Origin of the sequence: Pseudomonas sp. NPDC089406 (assembly GCF_044900265.1) — a bacterium.
GTDB classification, from domain to species: domain Bacteria; phylum Pseudomonadota; class Gammaproteobacteria; order Pseudomonadales; family Pseudomonadaceae; genus Aquipseudomonas; species Aquipseudomonas fakonensis.
In genome coordinates, this window is sequence record NZ_JBJDNC010000034.1 from 42,998 (window position 1) to 59,825 (window position 16,828).

Annotated in this window: 14 protein-coding genes; 11 read left to right on the forward strand and 3 right to left on the reverse strand. The window is 67.6% G+C overall.

Annotated features, from left to right (window positions below; genetic code table 11):
• Nucleotides 1-36: 36 nt before the first annotated feature.
• Genes ACI2KK_RS21770 through ACI2KK_RS21780 form a run of 3 tightly spaced genes read right to left on the reverse strand, consistent with a single transcriptional unit; the run spans nucleotide 37 to nucleotide 5,743 of the window.
• Nucleotides 37-1,416, reverse strand: a complete 1,380-nt coding sequence (locus ACI2KK_RS21770) for an efflux transporter outer membrane subunit (protein ID WP_404670543.1) — start codon at nucleotides 1,414-1,416, stop codon at nucleotides 37-39.
• Nucleotides 1,416-4,547 carry an efflux RND transporter permease subunit gene (locus ACI2KK_RS21775; protein WP_404670544.1) on the reverse strand — a complete coding sequence of 1,044 codons (3,132 nt, stop codon included), beginning with the start codon at nucleotides 4,545-4,547 and terminating at the stop codon, nucleotides 1,416-1,418. The genes ACI2KK_RS21770 and ACI2KK_RS21775 overlap by 1 nt, the downstream gene beginning before the upstream one ends.
• Before the next feature lie 11 nt (nucleotides 4,548-4,558).
• Nucleotides 4,559-5,743, reverse strand: a complete 1,185-nt coding sequence (locus ACI2KK_RS21780; RefSeq protein WP_404670545.1) for an efflux RND transporter periplasmic adaptor subunit — start codon at nucleotides 5,741-5,743, stop codon at nucleotides 4,559-4,561.
• Nucleotides 5,744-5,893: 150 nt separating this feature from the next.
• On the opposite strand from ACI2KK_RS21780, the gene ACI2KK_RS21785 reads away from it, so the two are divergent.
• The 11 genes from ACI2KK_RS21785 (at nucleotide 5,894) to ACI2KK_RS21835 (ending at nucleotide 16,782) form a co-directional block, all read left to right on the forward strand.
• Nucleotides 5,894-7,288, forward strand: a complete 1,395-nt coding sequence (locus ACI2KK_RS21785; protein ID WP_404670546.1) for an ATP-binding protein — start codon at nucleotides 5,894-5,896, stop codon at nucleotides 7,286-7,288.
• On the forward strand, nucleotides 7,285-7,947 hold the full coding sequence (locus ACI2KK_RS21790; protein WP_404670547.1) for a response regulator: 663 nt from the start codon (nucleotides 7,285-7,287) through the stop codon (nucleotides 7,945-7,947). The genes ACI2KK_RS21785 and ACI2KK_RS21790 overlap by 4 nt, the downstream gene beginning before the upstream one ends.
• Before the next feature lie 171 nt (nucleotides 7,948-8,118).
• On the forward strand, nucleotides 8,119-9,117 hold the full coding sequence (locus ACI2KK_RS21795; protein WP_404670548.1) for an ATP-grasp domain-containing protein: 999 nt from the start codon (nucleotides 8,119-8,121) through the stop codon (nucleotides 9,115-9,117).
• A gap of 70 nt (nucleotides 9,118-9,187) precedes the next feature.
• A complete protein-coding gene (locus ACI2KK_RS21800) occupies nucleotides 9,188-10,309 on the forward strand; it encodes a trypsin-like peptidase domain-containing protein (protein ID WP_404670549.1) in 1,122 nt (373 codons plus the stop codon).
• An 85-nt stretch (nucleotides 10,310-10,394) separates the two neighbouring features.
• The gene (locus ACI2KK_RS21805) at nucleotides 10,395-11,516 is read left to right on the forward strand and encodes a phosphoribosyltransferase domain-containing protein (protein ID WP_404670550.1); all 1,122 of its coding nucleotides are present in this window, start codon (nucleotides 10,395-10,397) and stop codon (nucleotides 11,514-11,516) included.
• Nucleotides 11,506-12,264: a trehalose phosphatase gene (locus tag ACI2KK_RS21810; protein ID WP_404670551.1), complete on the forward strand. Its 759-nt coding sequence runs from the start codon at nucleotides 11,506-11,508 to the stop codon at nucleotides 12,262-12,264. The genes ACI2KK_RS21805 and ACI2KK_RS21810 overlap by 11 nt, the downstream gene beginning before the upstream one ends.
• Entirely contained in the window at nucleotides 12,257-13,348 is a 1,092-nt protein-coding gene (locus ACI2KK_RS21815) for a cysteine protease StiP domain-containing protein (RefSeq protein WP_404670552.1), read from the forward strand. Before ACI2KK_RS21810 ends, ACI2KK_RS21815 begins: the two co-directional genes overlap by 8 nt.
• Complete coding sequence (locus ACI2KK_RS21820; protein WP_404670553.1) at nucleotides 13,348-14,295, forward strand: HpcH/HpaI aldolase/citrate lyase family protein; 948 nt, start codon at nucleotides 13,348-13,350, stop codon at nucleotides 14,293-14,295. Before ACI2KK_RS21815 ends, ACI2KK_RS21820 begins: the two co-directional genes overlap by 1 nt.
• On the forward strand, nucleotides 14,292-15,047 hold the full coding sequence (locus tag ACI2KK_RS21825) for an HAD-IB family hydrolase (protein ID WP_404670554.1): 756 nt from the start codon (nucleotides 14,292-14,294) through the stop codon (nucleotides 15,045-15,047). Before ACI2KK_RS21820 ends, ACI2KK_RS21825 begins: the two co-directional genes overlap by 4 nt.
• 2 nt (nucleotides 15,048-15,049) lie before the next feature.
• Nucleotides 15,050-15,637 (forward strand): TerD family protein, encoded by a 588-nt coding sequence (locus tag ACI2KK_RS21830; RefSeq protein ID WP_404670555.1) that lies wholly within the window; start codon nucleotides 15,050-15,052, stop codon nucleotides 15,635-15,637.
• Complete coding sequence (locus tag ACI2KK_RS21835; protein WP_404670556.1) at nucleotides 15,634-16,782, forward strand: TerD family protein; 1,149 nt, start codon at nucleotides 15,634-15,636, stop codon at nucleotides 16,780-16,782. Before ACI2KK_RS21830 ends, ACI2KK_RS21835 begins: the two co-directional genes overlap by 4 nt.
• The last annotated feature ends 46 nt before the right edge of the window (nucleotides 16,783-16,828 follow it).

Here is a 16,828-nt window from a genome sequence, read left to right on the forward strand (position 1 = left end):
AAGCCAGCTGCCCCCATCGGCATCAAGCCAGCAGCCTCACTCAACCAACGGCCAATCCCCCCCCAGCACCTTGTACAAGGTCACCCGGTTGACCTGCTCGGCCAGCTCCAGGCTGATCAGGTTCTGCTGCGCGCTGTACAGCGAACGCTGGGCGTCCAGCACCTCCAGGAAACTCTCCGAACCCTGCCGGTACAGCGCCAGCGACAGCTCATAGCTCTGCCCGGTGGCCTGGGCCAGGTTGCGCTGGGCATCCAGCCGTTCATTGATGTGCCCGCGCACAGCCAAGGCATCGGCCACTTCACTGAAGGCGGTTTGCAGGGCCTTCTCGTAACTGGCCACCTCGATCTCGCGGTTGACCTTGGCGGCATCCAGGCTGGCGCGGTTGCTGCCGGCGTTGAAGATCGGCAGGTTGATCGACGGGGCAAAGCTCCAGGCGCCACTGCCACCCTTGAACAGCCCGGACAGCTGGCTGCTGGCGCTGCCGCCACTGGCGGTGAGGGTGACGCTGGGGAAGAACGCCGCGCGGGCAGCGCCGATGTCGGCGTTGGTGGCCTTGAGCGTGTGCTCGGCGGCGAGCACGTCGGGGCGCCGTTGCAGCAGGGTCGAAGGCAGGCCGGCCGGCACGCTGACCAGCAGCGCCGCATCCAGCCGGGCATCCCCGGGCAGCAGGTGCTCGGGCACTACCTGGCCCACCAGCAGTTCCAGCGCGTTGCGGTCCTGCTCCACCTGGCTTGCGTAGTTGGCCGCCTCGGCGCGGGCCGACTCCACCGTGCTGCGCGCCTGGGCCAGGCTCAGCCCGGACTCGCCCCCCAGGCCGTGGCTCTGCTGCACCAGGGCGTAGGTTTTCTGCTGGCTGGCGTAGGTGTCGTTGGCCAGCTTGAGCAACTGCTGGTCGGCGGCCAGGGTCATCCAGGCGCTGGCCACCTCGGCCACCAGGCTCAGCTGGGTGCTGCGGCGGGTTTGCTCCAGGGCCAGGTAATCCTCCAGCGCGGCATCCTTGAGGTTGCCCAGGCGGCCGAACAGGTCCAGCTCGTAGCTGCTCACCCCCAGCCCCACGTTGTACTGGCTGCTCACAGCCGTACTGGTGCCGGACAGCGCCCGCTGGCGGGTGCCGTCGGCACTGGCCGACACTGCCGGGAACAGCGCTGCGCGCTGGATGCGGTACTGCGCCCGCTGGTACTCGACATTCAGTGCCGCCACCCGCAGGTCGCGGTTGCCGGCAAGGGCCAGGGCGACGGTGTCGCGCAGGCGGCTGTCGACGAACAGCGCCTGCCAGCTCACCTCGGTGCTGCTGCTGCCAGAGGCCTGGCGCTGTTGCCATTGCCCGGCCACCGGCGCCGCCGGGCGTTGGTAGTCGGGGGCAAGGTTGGCGCAGCCGGTCAGGGCCAGGGCCAGCAAAAGGGGGGACAGACGCATCAGGCTTCTCCGGCAAGGGTGTCGGCGGCGGGGGCGCGGCGCCCGGCCAGGCGCTGCACCAGCACATAGAACAAAGGAATGAAAAACAACCCCAGCAGCGTGGCGGCCAGCATGCCGCCCAGCACGCCGGTGCCGATGGCCTGGCGCCCGCCGGCACCGGCGCCGCTGCTCAGGGCCAGCGGCAGCACGCCGAGAATGAACGCAAGCGAGGTCATCAGCACCGGGCGCAGGCGAATGCGCACGGCGGCAAGCGTGGCGCTGACCAGGTCCTGCCCGCGCTCGTAACCTTCTTTAGCGAACTCGACGATCAGGATCGCGTTCTTCGCCGCCAGGCCCACGGTGGTTAGCAGGCCTACCTGGAAGTACACATCGTTGGCCAGCCCGCGCAGGCCGGTCAGGGCCAGGGCACCGAGGATGCCCACCGGCACCACCAGCATTACCGCAAACGGCACCGACCAGCTTTCGTACAGCGCCGCCAGGCACAGGAACACGAACAGGATCGAAATGGCGTACAGCAGCGGTGCCTGGTTGCCGGCCAGGCGTTCCTGGTAGGACTGCCCGGCCCAGGCGTAGCCGATGCCGTCAGGCAGCTGCGCCATGATTTCCTGCACCGCAGTCATGGCCGCGCCCGAGCTGACCCCGGCTGCCGGCTCGCCGACCAGCTCATAGGCGCCAAAGCCGTTGAAGCGCTCCAGCAGCGGCGAGGCGGTGCTCCAGCGGGTGCTGGTGAAAGCCGCCAGCGGCACCATGGCGTCGCTTGAGTTGCGCACGTACCAGGCGCCGATATCCTCGGCCTGCATGCGCTTGTCGGCCTCGCCCTGCAGGTAGACCTTCTTCACCCGGCCGGCGTCGATGAAGTCGTTGACGTAGCTGCCGCCCATCACCGTGCTCAGGGTGGCGTTGATGTCACTGGCGGCAACGCCCATGGCGCCGGCCTTGCGGTCGTCGATATCGACGTTCAGTTGCGGGGTGTCTTCCTGCCCCTGGGCACGCACGTTGGCCAGGCGCGGGTCCTTGGCGGCCAGCGCGATGAATGTGTTGCGGGCAGCCAGCAGTTGGGCGTGCCCCAAGCCTGCCAGGTCCTGCAACTGCACGTCGAAGCCCGAACTCTGGCCCAGGCCCTGAATGGCCGGCGGCGCCATCACGAACACGTTGGCGTCGAGGATCTGCGCCAGCGCCAGGTTGGCCCGGCGGGCCACGGCGGCGGCGCTGAGCTGCTCGCCCTGGCGCTCGCTCCAGCCCTTGAGCTTGACGAAGCCGCGCCCGCCATTCTGCGCGTTGCCGCCATTGCCCAGGCCGCGCACGGTCAGCACCGAGGCCACCTCGGGCTGCGCCAGCATGTAGTCCTGCACCTGTTTGCTCACCGCTTGCAGGCGCTCGTCGGTGCCGCCCACCGGCAGGGTCATCTGCAGCATCAGCATGCCCTGGTCTTCCTCAGGCAGGAACGAGGTGGGCAGCTTGTGCAACATCAACCCCACGCCGCCCAGCACCAGCGCGTACACCAGCAGCGCGCGCAGCGGCCGTGCCAGCACCTTGGCGACGCTGCCCTGGTAACGCAGCGAGGTGCGCTCGAAGTGGCGGTTGAACCAGCCGAAAAATCCGCGGCGCGGCTCGCCATGCCCGGCAACCGGCTTTAGCAGAGTGGCGCACAGGGCCGGGGTGAGGGTCATGGCCACCAGCACCGACAGCGTCATGGCCGCGACCAGGGTTACCGAGAACTGCCGGTAGATCACCCCGGTGGAACCACCGAAAAATGCCATGGGCACGAACACCGCCGACAGCACCACGGCAATGCCCACCAGTGCGCCGCTGATCTCGCCCATCGACTGGCGCGTCGCCTCGCGCGGCGCCAGGCCTTTTTCGGCCATGACGCGCTCGACGTTCTCCACCACCACGATGGCATCGTCCACCAGCAGGCCGATCGCCAGCACCATGCCGAACATGGTCAGGGTGTTGATCGAGTAGCCCAGCAGCGCCAGCACGCCGAAGGTGCCCAACAGCACCACCGGCACGGCAATGGCCGGGATCAGCGTGGCCCGCAGGTTCTGCATGAACAGGTACATGATCAGCACCACCAGGGCGATGGCCTCGAACAGGGTCTTGACCACCTCCTCGATGGAAATCTTCACGAACGGCGCGGTGTTGTAGGCCACCTCGCTGCGCAGTTGCAGCTTGCTCGGGAAAAACTGCGCAAGCTCGGCCAGCTTGGCCTGCACCGCCTCGGACACATCCAGGGCGTTGGCGCCGGTGGCCAGGCTCACCGCCAGGCCACCGGAAGGGCGACCGTTGTGCTCGGCGACCACGTCGTAGCTTTCGCTGCCCAGCTCCACCCGGGCCACGTCAGCCAGGGTCACCACGGCGCCGGCGCTGTTGTACTTGAGCACCAGCTGGCGAAACTGCGCGGCGGTCTGCAGCTTGCTGCGCGCGCTGATGGTGGCGTTGAGCTGCTGGCCGGCGCGGGCGGGCAGGGCGCCCAGCTGGCCGGCCGAGGTGTCGACGTTCTGCGCCTCGAGCGCGCTGCTGACATCCGACGGCATCAGCGCAAACTGACGCAGTTTGTCCGGGTCGAGCCAGATGCGCATGGCGTAGCTCGAACCCAGGGTGGTCACCTGGCCGACGCCGGTCACCCGGCTGATCTGGTCATACAGGGTGCTGGAAATGAAGTCGCTGATGTCGGTGGCGCTGACCTCGGGGTTGTCCGAAACCAGCGACAGGATGATCAGAAAGTCGCTGGCTGAGTTGTGGATCTCGATACCCTGCTGCTGCACCGCCTCGGGCAGGCGCGCCTTGGCTTGCTCAAGCTTGGTCTGCACCAGCATCTGCGCGGTGTTGATGTCGGTGCCGGCCTCGAAGGTGAGGGTGATCGAGGCGCTGCCCGCCGAGCTGCTGCTCGAAGACATGTAGGTCAGGCCGTCCAGGCCGGTCATCTGCTGCTCGATCACCTGGGTGACCGAGTCTTCCATGGTCTTGGCCGAGGCGCCGCTGTAGGTGGCGCTGAGGCTGATCTGCGGCGGGGCGATGTTGGGGTACTGGGCCAGCGGCAGCTGGAGGATGGCCAGGCCCCCGCCCAGCATCACCAGAATGGCGAGTACCCAGGCGAAGATCGGCCGGTCGATGAAAAAACGTGCCATGTGCCGGGCCCTCAGTGGCTGTCGTTGTGGGCGGTGAGGGTGCTGGCCTGCACCTGCACCTGTTGGCCGACCCGCACTTTTTGCAGGCCCTGAACGATCAACTGGTCACCGGCGTTAAGGCCTTGGCTGACCCACCAGCGGTTGCCCACCGCGCGGGCCAGGGTCAGCTCGCGCTGCTCGACCTTGCCATCGACCACCACCAGGGCGGTGGCGGCGCCGCGCTCGTCGCGGCTGACACCTTGCTGCGGCACCAGGATGGCGTCGGGCTGCACGCCCTCCTGCAAGGTGGCCTTGAGGTACATGCCGGGCATCAGCAGGCCGTCCGGGTTGGGCACCACGGCGCGCAGGGTGACGCTGCCGGTACTTTCGTCGACGCTGACGCCGTTGAAGGTCAGGGTGCCGGCATGGGCGTAGGTGCTGCCGTCTTCCAGCTCCAGGCTGATGCGCGTGGCGTCCTGCTGCCCGGCCGGGGCGAGCTTGCCCTCGGCCAGTTCGCGCTTGAGGCGCAGCAGGGTGCTGCTGGGCTGGGTGAAGTCGACGTAGATCGGGTCCAGTTGCTGCACCGTGGTCAGCGCGGTGCTTTGCTCGGCGGTCACCAGGGCGCCGGGGGTCACCGACGAAGTGGCGGTGCGCCCGGCGATCGGGGCGTTGATGCGGGTGTAGTCGAGGTTGATGCGTGCAGTACGCTGGGCGGCTTCGGCCGATTGCAGGCTGGCACGGGCCTGCAGCAGGCTGGACTGGGCGCTCTCGTTGCTTTCGGCGCTGATGGCGTCGAGCTTGACCAGTTGCGCATCGCGCCGGGCCTTGAGCTCGGCGGCCTTGAGCGTGGCGCGGGCGGAGCTGACCGTGGCTTGGGCCTGGGCCAGCGCGGCCTGGTAGGGCTGCGGGTCGATCTGGTACAGCGCCTGGCCGGCCTTGACCGTGTCGCCTTCATTGAACAGGCGCTGCTGGATGATGCCGCCCACCTGTGGGCGAATCTCGGCGCTCAGGTGCGCCGTGGCGCGACCGGGCAGGGTGCTGCTCAGGGCCTGGGGCGCCGCGCTGACGGTGTGCACCGCCACCGTTTGCACAGGCAAGGCGGCGTTGACGGTTTCGCCCTCGCCGCAGCCGCCGATGGCCGCAAGGCCTACGCTGAGCAACAGGGCCCGCGCCAAAGGCGAGCGGGTGAACAGCAGGGATTGGAACAAGGTAGGCATCGCAGGCTCCGAGCCGAAGGAATCGATGGCCGCAGCCTGCTTGGCGAATGTGCAGCCAATGTGCAGAAATCTGGGAGATTGCCCGGCGCGCCTTGCCGCGGCGGGCCCTGCGCGCTTCAATGACGGCCTCAGCAAGCTGCCGGCGGTGCCATGAAACTCAGCCTTTCCCGCAAGTTCTTCCTCGCCATGCTGGCGGTGTGCGCCTTCGCCGTGCTGGGCATGGTGTTCGCTGCCTACCTGAGCCTGAAGTACGGCTTTCTCGGTTACCTCAACCAGCAGGCCGAGGAGCGCATGGAGCGCATCGTCCCAAGGGTCGAGCAGGCCTACGCCCGCCACGGCAGCTGGGACTTCATCCGTCGCGACAAGGACCAGTGGTTCGAACTGCTGCGCCCCGACGACGCCCAACCGGACAAGACCTTCGACCCTAGTCTTTTGACCGTCTCCGACCTGACCGGCGCCTTTGTGCGCTTTGCCCTGCTGGATGCCCGGCGCCAGCCGATCATCGGCTACCAGGCCGCCGGCCAGGACATGCTGCTGCGGCCCATCCATCACCAGGGCCAGGTGGTCGGCTGGATGGCCCTGGCGCCGTTGCAGTCGGTGACCAGCGTCGGTGACCAGCGCTTTCAGCTCAACCAGCTGCACTCCAGCCTGCTGATCGGCCTGGCCTGCCTGCTGGCCACGGCGGTGATCGCCTGGTGGCTGAGCCGCGCACTGCTGCGCCCGATCCGCGAGGTGGCCCGCGCCACCCACCGCCTGGCTGCGGGCGACTACGCCATCCAGCTGCCGGTGCGCTCGGCCGACGAGGCCGGGCAACTGGCCGGCGACTTCAACCGTATGGCCGCAACCCTTGCCAGCAACGAGCGCCTGCGCCGCGACTTCATGGCCGACATTTCCCACGAGCTGCGCACGCCGCTGGCGGTGATGCGCGCGGAGCTTGAGGCCATGGAAGACGGCATCCGCCCGCTGGACGGCAATGCCCTGCGTTCGCTGCAGGGCGAGGTGGGGGCGCTGAGCAAGCTGGTGGACGACTTGTTCGACCTGTCCCTGGCCGAGGTGGGTGGCCCCACCTACCGGCGCGAACGCATCGACCTTCGGGTGTTGCTGGCGGTGGTGGCCGAGGCCTTTGGTGCAAGTTTCGCCGAGCGTGGCCTGGCGCTGCAGGTGGAACTGGCCGACCAGCCGCTGTGGGTGCTGGGCGATGAGGCGCGCCTGGGCCAGTTGCTGCACAACCTGCTGGAGAACAGCCGGCGCTACACCGATGCCGGCGGCCACACCGTGCTGCGTGCGTTCCAGGCCGGCGACCAGGTGCTGGTGCAGTGTGAAGACACCGCGCCCGGCGTTGACGGCGAAGCGCTGGCCCGGCTGTTCGAGCGCTTTTACCGCGCCGAGCGTTCGCGCAACCGCGCCAGTGGCGGCACCGGGCTGGGCCTGGCGATTTGCCGGGGCATTGCCGAGGTGCACGGTGGCAAGCTCAGTGCCCGTGCCTCGGCCATGGGCGGCTTGCTGCTGGCCCTGGCGTTGCCGGCGGTGGAGGGCGAGGCATGAGCCGTATTTTGCTGGTGGAAGACGAACCCAAGCTGGCGGCATTGGTGGCCGACTACCTGCGTGCCGGCGGCCATGAAGTGGAGCACCTGGCCGACGGCCTGGCGGTGCTGCCGGCGGTGCGCCAGGGGCACTACGACCTGATGCTGCTCGACCTGATGCTGCCGGGCCGCGACGGCCTGGACATCTGCCGCGAGCTGCGCAGCTTCAGCCAGATGCCGCTGATCATGATGACTGCGCGGGTGGACGAAATCGACCGCCTGCTGGGGCTGGAGCTGGGCGCCGATGACTACATCTGCAAGCCGTTTTCACCGCGCGAGCTGGTGGCCCGGGTCAAGGCGTTGCTGCGCCGCAGCGGTGCCCAGGCGCCGGCATTGGGGCTGGAGCTCGATGCCCGGGCGTTCCAGGCGCGCTACAAGGGCGTGCTGCTGGACCTCACGCCGGTGGAGTTCCGCATGCTCGCGGCGCTGGCGGCGCGGCCGGGGCAGGTGCTGTCGCGGGACCAGTTGATGAACCATATCTACCAGGACCACCGGGTGGTGGCCGACCGCACGGTGGACAGCCATGTGAAGAACTTGCGGCGCAAACTGGTGGCGGTTACGCCGGGGCAGGACCCGGTGCGTTCGGTGTATGGGGTGGGCTACAGCCTGGAATTGGAGTAGCGATAAGCTGGAAATACATCCTGTAATAAAATTTTTCCCGGTGAACAAGGGAGCAAGCCCGGTTCAGAGGGGCTTCATGGCTTGAAAGCTTTTGCCACATCGTTACTATCGCGCTTCGGATTTGGGCCCGGCATCGCCACATGGCCTGCCCCTCTCACAAGGTAGTGATTAATGATTTGGTTTCTGCAAGGCCAGGCTTCGCAGCGTGATGTCATTCTTGGTGCCCGCGAGGCACTGCCGGCTGCGGTGCAGGTGTTCGCCTCCCACGCCGGGGACCGGCCAGAAATCACCGGCGTCGCCGATGTGGGCCTGCGCGAGCCGCAGGGCGCCGCCGAGAGCATCGACTGGGTCATCGACACCGCCACCCGCCACGGCATCACGCTGGTCGTTGCCGGGCGCAACGGCGCTGCGTACGAGCAACGCCGCGCAGACTTCAGCGCAGCAGGGCTGGCGCTGGTTACCGGTGGCATGAGCCCGCGCACTTTCGAGCTGGTCGACAACAAGGACCAGTTCACCGCCGAAGCCGAACGCGCAGGCCTTGCCTGCATCCCGGCAATCACCGTCACCGACGCGCAGCAGCTCGAGGCCGCCTACCAGCGCCTGGCTGCCGTGGGCGAGGTGTGCATCAAGCCGGCGGTTGGCATATACGGCCAGGGCTTCTGGCGCTTCAAGGCCGGTGCCGAACCCTTCCGTTGCTTCGCCAACCCGGATGCCCGCGAGGTGGATTTTGCCACCTATCACCGCGCCTACGCCGCCGCCCAGGTGCACCAGCCGATGCTGGTGATGCCGTACCTGCCCGGCACCGAATGCTCGGTCGACATGGTGTGCGAGGCCGGCGAGGCGGTGGCTTGGGTTGGCCGACGCAAGGCAGGCGTGCACCAGGGTTTCGAGCGTGACTCGGCCGCCACCGCGCTGGCCATCGCCGCCGCCCGGCACTTTGCCTGTGACGGCATCATCAACGTGCAGACCCGTGACGATGCCCAGGGCCGGCCACACCTGCTCGAAATCAACCCGCGTTATTCGGGGGGCATTGGTTATACCCGGGCCACCGGCATCAACCTGCCCGGGGTGTTCGCAACCCGCAGGCTTGGCCTGGCGCCACCACCGGGCGAATGGCTCGAGGGCGTGCGGGTAAAGGCGATCACGGTCGGCGTGGCGCTGCCTGCGTGATGTCAAAAAGCCGTTGTTTCTGGTACATTCCCGTTCTCATTGGAGAACCATGTCACTCAGGGAGCGAGACATGCTGACGCCGGGCGCGAACATTCCACTCAGTTCGCCTAACCCCTCATGGACACTTGAAACCTCGCTTCACGACGCATTCGGCAGCACTGCAGCAATCGCCCTGATCCCCGTCGATGACAAGCGCTCCCCCAAGGGCAGCGCGGCCTTGCTGCACCAGGAACAAACCGCCTGGATGTGCTGGAACGGCGACCGCGCCAAGGTCGGTTGCGACCTGCGCCTGGACTGCCTGCCGGCCGGCAGTGACCGGGTGCTGCTGGTGCTCTACCGCTACTCCAACCTGGGGCCGGTCAGCCCACTGGGCACCTTGCGCCTGCGCCTCGACGGCGGCGCCAGCTACGACCTGGACGTCTCGGCCCATGGCGAGAGCGCGCTGATCTTCGGCGAGTTCTACCAGCGCGCAGACCAGTGGAAGTTCCGCGCGCTGGCCGAGGGTTCTGCCTATGGCCTGGCCGCACTGGGGCGGCGCATGGGCGTGGACATCGATGAAGCGCACCCGGACCGCCCGGAACCCTCGACCGGGCGCAGCGGTACCGCGACCGGTACCGGCTTTGCGGTGTCCAGCAACGCCTTGCTGACCTGCGCCCATGTAATCGAGGGCATGTCCCACATCGAAGTCAACTCGTTCACCGGCCGCCACCGCGCGCAGCCGGTGATGGTCGACCCCAGCAACGACATTGCCCTGTTGCGGGTCGATGGCGCGCAGTTGCAACCGGTGCGTTTCGCCACCCGTGGCGGCAGCGCGCTGGGCGACCCGGTGACCGCCGTGGGCTTTCCCATGTCCGGCTTTGCCGGCGGTGGCGCCCACGTGACCCAAGGCGGCGTCTCTGCGTTGTTCGGGGTGCGCAACGACGCCAGCCTGTTGCAGTTCACCGCCGCCATCCAGCCCGGCTCCAGCGGCAGCCCGCTGTTCGACGCCGCTGGCCGTGTGGTGGGCATGGTCACCTCGACGGTGCCGGATGCGCAGAGCATGAACTTTGCGGTGAAGTCGCAGCTGCTCTGCGCCTTTCTCGAGGCCTGCCACATTGGCATCGACCATGCCGACTCGGCGCTTGTGCAAACCCCGGCGCAGATCGCCCGCGATGTACAGCCATCGCTATGGAAAATCGAAGCGCGCAATTAAAGCGTGCGCGTTCATCGAAAACACACGTGCGCACGGTAGCCTCGACGCTGCCGTCCACAGGAATTGAAGCAGGGAGCAACACCTCGTGAATCACGCGGCTACAAAACTCAGCGCCACGCTCAAGCGTGGGGTGCTGCATGTCGATGTCGACAACGCATCGATGGCCCCGCAGTCGCTGTTCGGCTTTGCCGAGCGGCGCAACCCCAAGCGTGCGTTTCTGTTCGTCTCGCGTGTGCTGGGCAAGCACATTCCGGTGAAGCCTTCAGTCATGGAGTTCACCTACCAGGCCCTGGCAGAAAAGATCCCCGCCGACCTGCCTGGGCCGGTGCTGGTGGTCGGCATGGCTGAAACCGCAGTCGGCCTGGGCGCCGGGGTGCACCGCGCGTACTCGCGCAAGCGCGCCGACAGCCTGTACCTGGTCAGCACCCGGCACCCGGTGGGCGAGGCCATTTTTGCCCGCTTCGAAGAAGAACACAGCCATGCCAGCGCCCACCTGGTGCATGAGCCGGCGGATGCCGAGCTGTCGCGCATGATGCGCGAGGCCCGCTCGCTGGTGCTGGTGGATGACGAAGCCTCGACCGGCAAGACCTTCGTCAACCTGCACCGGGCGCTGGTCGACGCCGGGCTTGAGCGCATCGAACGGGTGGTCACCTGCGTGCTCACCGACTGGTCGGCGGGCGCAGTGGCGGCGGGTATCGGCCAGGCGGCCGACCAGGTGTCGCTGCTCAGCGGCGCCTATCGCTTTCTCGAAGACCCGCAGGCACCCCTGCCGGACATGCCGCACACCGGCACCGTGGCCGCGGGAACCTGGGCCATCGACCCGGCCAATGACTGGGGCCGGCTTGGCACCCGCGAGGTCGCCGACACCCTCGGGCGCGACATCCAGGCCAAGCCCGGCGAGCGCATCGCGGTGATCGGCACTGGCGAGTTCGTCTGGAAGCCGTTTCTGTTGGCCGAGCGCCTGGAGCGCGCGGGCGCCGAGGTCTATTTCAGCTCGACCACCCGCTCGCCGATCGCCCTGGGCCACGCCATCGAGCACGCCCTGAACTTTGCCGACAACTACGGCCTGGGCATCGTCAACTTCCTCTACAACGTGGCCCCCGGGCAGTTCGACCGGGTGCTGATCTGCAGCGAAACCGATGCCCGGGCCATGCCCGCAGAGCTGGTCGAGGCCCTTGGCGCAGAGGTGATCGTCGATGCTCGCTGATCGCCCGCTGGTACTGGTGGACCTGGACGACACCTTGTTCCAGACCGCCCGCAAGATGCCCGAGGGCACGCCGCGCCACCCGGCCTCGTTCGACATCCACGGCGGTGTCAGCGGCTACCAGAGCCCGGTGCAGAAGGCCTTCGTCGACTGGCTGCTCGCCAGCACCGACGTGGTCCCGGTGACCGCCCGCAGCGCCGAGGCCTTCGGCCGTGTGCGCCTGGGCTTCAGCGGCGCGGCCATCTGTTCCCACGGCGGCCTGCTGCTGAACCCCGACCGCAGTGTCAACCGCCACTGGCATGGCGTCATGGACCAACTGCTGGGCAGCTTCCACGAGCGCCTGCCGGCGCTGTGCGAGCGCGCCTTGCAGCTCGGTGACGAGCAGGGTGTGTCGTTGCGCGGCTGGGTGGTCGAGGAGGCCGAGCAGCGCCACTACGTGGTAATCAAGCACAACGACGGCGCAGACGCCGACCTGCTGATGGTCATGGCCAGGCTGCGCGAGGCGGGCCTGCTCGAGGGCATGCACACCCACGCCAACGGCAACAACCTGGCGCTGATGCCGCTGGGGCTGAGCAAGGCGGCGGCGGTGCGCTACTACCTGGAACTGGACCGCGAGCGCCATGGCGAACGCCCGGTGCTGGGCTTTGGCGACAGCATTACCGACCTCGGTTTCATGAACCTGTGCAACTTCTGGTCGACGCCGGTGAACAGCCAGCTCGCCAACTGCCTGGCGGAGGCCGTGCATGCTTGAGCCTGAGCTGCTTGCACAGACCGTGGGCAGCGGCAGCTACCTGCCCGAAGACGTCCAGTTCCTGCTGCGCCCGGTGAGTATCGGCCTGACCGATGTGCTGGAAAAGGAGCGCCTGATCCAGACCCGGCAAAAGCACTATTCGGAAATGATCAGCCAGGAGGACGCACCCTCTGAGGCACACATGGCGCTGTACGAGCAGGCGCTGCGCCAGAACGGCCTGCGCATGGCCGCCGATGTGCAGGCCCTGGCCCTGGCGCTGAACCAGCACTGCCAGGGGCCGCGCATCGTGCTGGTGTCGTTCGTGCGGGCCGGCCTACCGCTTGGTGTGCTGCTGCGCCGTGCGCTGAGCGGGCTGGGGCGCGAGGTGCATCATTACGGCATCAGCATCGTTCGCGACCGCGGCATCGACAAGGTGGCGCTGGAGGCGATCATTGCCGCCCATGGTGCCGAGCACATCGTCTTCGTCGACGGCTGGACCGGCAAGGGCGCCATCTGCGGCGAGATCATGCGCAGCCTCGGTGACGACCCGCGGTTCCCGGGCAAGCCGCGCCTGGTGGTGCTTGCCGACCCTTGCGGGCATGCCTGGCTGGCCGCCTCGGCAGAAGACTGGATCATCCCGTCCGGCATTCTCGGGGCCACCGTCTCCGGGCTGGTGTCGCGTTCGATCTGGCCGGCCGATAACGGCCTGCATGGCTGTGTGGTGTATGACCACCTGGCCCCGTGCGACGTGACCCGTTCGTTCATCGAGCGGCTGGAAGCGGCGCGCGCTGGTGTCAATGTCGGCCCGGCGACCCCGTGGCGCGACGACCAGGCCCAGCGCCTGCAGCGTGCTGCGCTGGGGGTGGTGCAGGGCTTGGCCGAACGCTTCGGCATCAGCAACCTGAACCGCATCAAGCCGGGCATTGCCGAGGCGACCCGTGCGGTGTTGCGCCGCGTGCCCGACCAGGTGCTGGTGCGCGACAGCAGCGATGCCGATGTTCAGTTGCTGGTGCACCTTACCGACCGCGCCGGCCTGCAGGTGCAGCAGGTGGGGGATGTGCTGGGCCCGTACCGTGCCGTCACGGTGATTCGGGGGGTCAGCTGATGAATACGGTATCCCCCTACGCGCTGGGTGCGACCTTGTACATGCCGGCCACCCGCGCCGACATTCTCGAGGTGATCGCCGGGCACAAGCTGCCCGGGCTGCGCTCGCTGGTGATCTGCCTGGAAGACGCCGTGGCCTGCGCAGATGTCGACTACGCCCTGGGCTCGTTGCGCACGGTGCTGCAAGGCGTGCAGCGCCTGGCCGCTGAGCATCGCAGCGGGCCGCTGGTGTTCGTGCGCCCGCGCGACAGCGAAATGGCCGCGCAGCTCAACGACTGGCCGTCAATCAGCGCCGTCGATGGCTTTGTGGTGCCCAAGCTGACCCTGAGCAGCCTGCCGCACTGGGCGCATGCGGTGTCGCGCAGCGAGCTGTTGCTGATGCCGACCCTGGAAACCCACGAGGTGTTCAGCCCGACGGCCATGGCCGAGCTGGGCTGCGCGCTGCGTGCCGCGCTGGGCCAGCGCATCCTCGCCTTGCGCATCGGCGGCAACGACCTGATGAGCTGCCTGGGGCTGCGCCGCAACCCCTTGACCACCCTCTACCAGACCCCCATGGGCTATGTGATCCCGATGCTCGCCGGGGTCCTGGGCTCCCAGGGGTTTGCCCTGACCGCGCCGGTGTTCGAACAACTGGCAACGCCTGAACTGCTCGAAGAGGAGCTGCAACTGGACATCGCCCACGGGCTGGTCGGCAAGACCGCCATTCACCCCTCGCAGATCGCGCAGATTCACGACGGCTTCCGGGTCACCCTCGAAGACCTGAACAGCGCCCGGCTGATCGTCAACGAGCAGGCCCCGGCGGTGTTCCGTCACAACGACGCGATGCTGGAACCGGCCACCCATCACAACTGGGCGGTGAACATCATCGAACGCGCCCGCTGGCATGGCGTGCGCCCGGCCGAGGCGGTGCATGCCGAGCCGGTGCGCCTGGCAGAGGTGGCGCGATGAGCCAGGACATGCTCGAGACTGGCCCCGCCACGGCGCAGGTGCTGTCGGTGTTCGACTTCGATGGCACCTTGACCCGGCACGACAGCTTCGTGCCGTTTCTGCTGTTCGCCTTCGGCAAGCGCGCCTTCGTGGCGCGGGCCCTGCGCATGCTCCCGGCCTGTGTGCGTTACCTGGGCAAGGGGCTGAGCCGCGACGAACTCAAGGCGGTGTTGATCGCGACCTTTCTGGCCGGCACCGATGAGCAGTGGGTCAGGCACAAGGCCCAGGCGTTCGAGCAGGCCAGGTTCAAGCGCCTGATGCGCCCGGCGGGCGTGCAGTCGGTGGCCGCCGAGGTGGCCAGCGGCGCCTTGGTGACCATTTGCTCGGCTTCGCCGCGCCTGGTGCTCGAACCCTTCGCCCAGCGCCTGGGGATCAAGCTGATCGCCACCGAGCTTGAGGTGGTGGACGGGCAACTGACCGGTCGCATCAGCGGCAGCAACTGCCGCTGCGAGGCCAAGGTGTTGCGCCTGGAGGCGGTCTACGGCTCGCTCGAGCACTACCGGCTGCGTGCCTGGGGCGATACCCGCGGCGACCACGAACTGCTCGCCGCCGCCCACGAGCCGCACTGGCGGCATTTTCATCCGCGCTGGCAACGCCGGCGGCTGAACATCGCGAAAATCGGGGCGCGTCTGCAGCCAGGCGAGGCGACCACCCATTCAGTTACAGGTGTCGATGACGGCGCCGCCAAGCAAGACGATAAACAAGGAGCGTAACGATGGCACTGACCCTTTCGAAGAACCAGAGCATTTCCCTTGAAAAAACCGCAGGTGCCGGTTTGGCCAAGGTCACCCTCGGCCTGGGCTGGGACCCGGAGCAGAGCGGTTTTCTCGGTAAGCTGTTCGGCCAGGGCGGCAGCATCGACCTGGACGCCTCGTGCATTCTGTTCGATGCCGACCTGCAGCCGATCGACCTGGTCTGGTTCCGCCAGTTGCAGTCCCGCGATGGTTCGATTCGCCACTCCGGTGACAACCGTACCGGCGAAGGCGAGGGCGACGACGAGTCGATCTCGGTCGACCTGAACGCACTGCCTGGCGCCGTGACCCACCTGGTGTTCACCGTCAACTCGTTCACCGGGCAGAGCTTCGAGCGCGTCAAGAACGCCTACTGCCGCATCATCAACGCGGCCAACAAGGCAGAGCTGGCGCGCTTCAACCTGAGCGAGCAGGGCCAGCACACCGGCGTGGTCATGGCCAACCTGTCGCGCGGCGCCTCGGGCTGGGAATTCAAGGCCATCGGCCAGACCACCTCGGGTCGCACCGCCGACGACCTGGTCACCTTGGCCGCCCAGGCGGTGCGCACATGACCACCCTGGTACCCGGGGCCAACGCTGCGGTCGACAGCGCCAGCCTGCGGGTCGAGATCTCGTACAGCCCGATCCCGGGTGCCGATATCGACGTGTCGGCGTTTGCCCTGACCGCAGCCGGTAAAGTGCGCGGTGACGGCGACATGTGCTTCTACGGCCAGCCCAGCGTGCTGGGCGGTACGTTGCAGATGGTCGATTCGGTCGCCGGGCGGGCGGCATTCAGCGTCGACCTGTCGCGGGTGGATGCGGCAATCGAGAAGATCGCCTTGAGCGCCACCATCCATGAGAACAAGGCCAGCTTCGAGCGCGTGTCCAGCCTCACGGTCACCGTGAGCGGCGGCATCGAGGCGCAGATCCCCACTGCGGCGATGAAGGAAACCGCACTGATTCTGGGCGAGTTCTATCGCCGCCAGGGCCAGTGGAAGTTCCGCTGCGTCGCCCAGGGTTTCGCCGGTGGCCTGGCGCCGTTGGCGACCCACTTCGGCGTCGAGGTAGCGGCTCCTGCTCCAGCGGCTACGCCTAGCCCGGCCCCGGCAGCGCCGAAAGCCAGCGTCAGCCTGAGCAAGGTGACCCTGGACAAGACGCGCTCCTCGATCAGCCTCGAGAAGTCCGCCGGCGGCTTTGGCGAAATTCGCGTCAACCTCAACTGGAACCGCGGCAAGCCGGGGTTCTTCGGCCGTGGCAAGTCGATCGACCTGGACGTGGGCTGCCTCTACGAGCTGCAGGATGGCGACAAAGGCTGCGTGCAGGCGCTGGGCAACGCCTTCGGTTCGCTCGACTACGAGCCTTTCGTGCAACTGATGGGCGATGACCGCACGGGCGCGGTGGCGGGCGGCGAGTGGCTGCATATCAACGGCAACCAGTGGAGCCGTATCCGCCGCATCCTGGTGTACGCGTTCATCTACGAGGGGGCGCCCAACTGGCGCGAGACCGATGGCGTGGTGACCATCTTCGTGCCTGGCCAGGCCGAGATCGAAGTGCGCCTGAACGAGGAGGGCGGCAGCCTCGGCTGTTGCGCCATCGCCCTGCTGGAGAACGTCGATGGTGGGGTCAAGGTGACCCGCCGGGTCGACTTCCACCGCTCGCAAAAGCCGATGGATGAAGCCTACCGCTGGGGCATGAACTGGAGCCGCGGTTCGAAGTGACCGGGCTTTTGTAACAAAACCGGGGCGGCTTGCCGCCCCGGGGTGT

Bases quoted from the DNA above. Each gene is read 5' to 3' on its own strand.
- ACI2KK_RS21770 (WP_404670543.1), bottom strand. From the start codon at position 1,416: ATGCGTCTGTCCCCCCTTTTGCTGGCCCTGGCCCTGACCGGCTGCGCC.
- ACI2KK_RS21775 (WP_404670544.1), bottom strand. From the start codon at position 4,547: ATGGCACGTTTTTTCATCGACCGGCCGATCTTCGCCTGGGTACTCGCC.
- ACI2KK_RS21780 (WP_404670545.1), bottom strand. From the start codon at position 5,743: ATGCCTACCTTGTTCCAATCCCTGCTGTTCACCCGCTCGCCTTTGGCG.
- ACI2KK_RS21785 (WP_404670546.1), top strand. From the start codon at position 5,894: ATGAAACTCAGCCTTTCCCGCAAGTTCTTCCTCGCCATGCTGGCGGTG.
- ACI2KK_RS21790 (WP_404670547.1), top strand. From the start codon at position 7,285: ATGAGCCGTATTTTGCTGGTGGAAGACGAACCCAAGCTGGCGGCATTG.
- ACI2KK_RS21795 (WP_404670548.1), top strand. From the start codon at position 8,119: ATGATTTGGTTTCTGCAAGGCCAGGCTTCGCAGCGTGATGTCATTCTT.
- ACI2KK_RS21800 (WP_404670549.1), top strand. From the start codon at position 9,188: ATGCTGACGCCGGGCGCGAACATTCCACTCAGTTCGCCTAACCCCTCA.
- ACI2KK_RS21810 (WP_404670551.1), top strand. From the start codon at position 11,506: ATGCTCGCTGATCGCCCGCTGGTACTGGTGGACCTGGACGACACCTTG.
- ACI2KK_RS21815 (WP_404670552.1), top strand. From the start codon at position 12,257: ATGCTTGAGCCTGAGCTGCTTGCACAGACCGTGGGCAGCGGCAGCTAC.
- ACI2KK_RS21820 (WP_404670553.1), top strand. From the start codon at position 13,348: ATGAATACGGTATCCCCCTACGCGCTGGGTGCGACCTTGTACATGCCG.
- ACI2KK_RS21825 (WP_404670554.1), top strand. From the start codon at position 14,292: ATGAGCCAGGACATGCTCGAGACTGGCCCCGCCACGGCGCAGGTGCTG.
- ACI2KK_RS21830 (WP_404670555.1), top strand. From the start codon at position 15,050: ATGGCACTGACCCTTTCGAAGAACCAGAGCATTTCCCTTGAAAAAACC.
- ACI2KK_RS21835 (WP_404670556.1), top strand. From the start codon at position 15,634: ATGACCACCCTGGTACCCGGGGCCAACGCTGCGGTCGACAGCGCCAGC.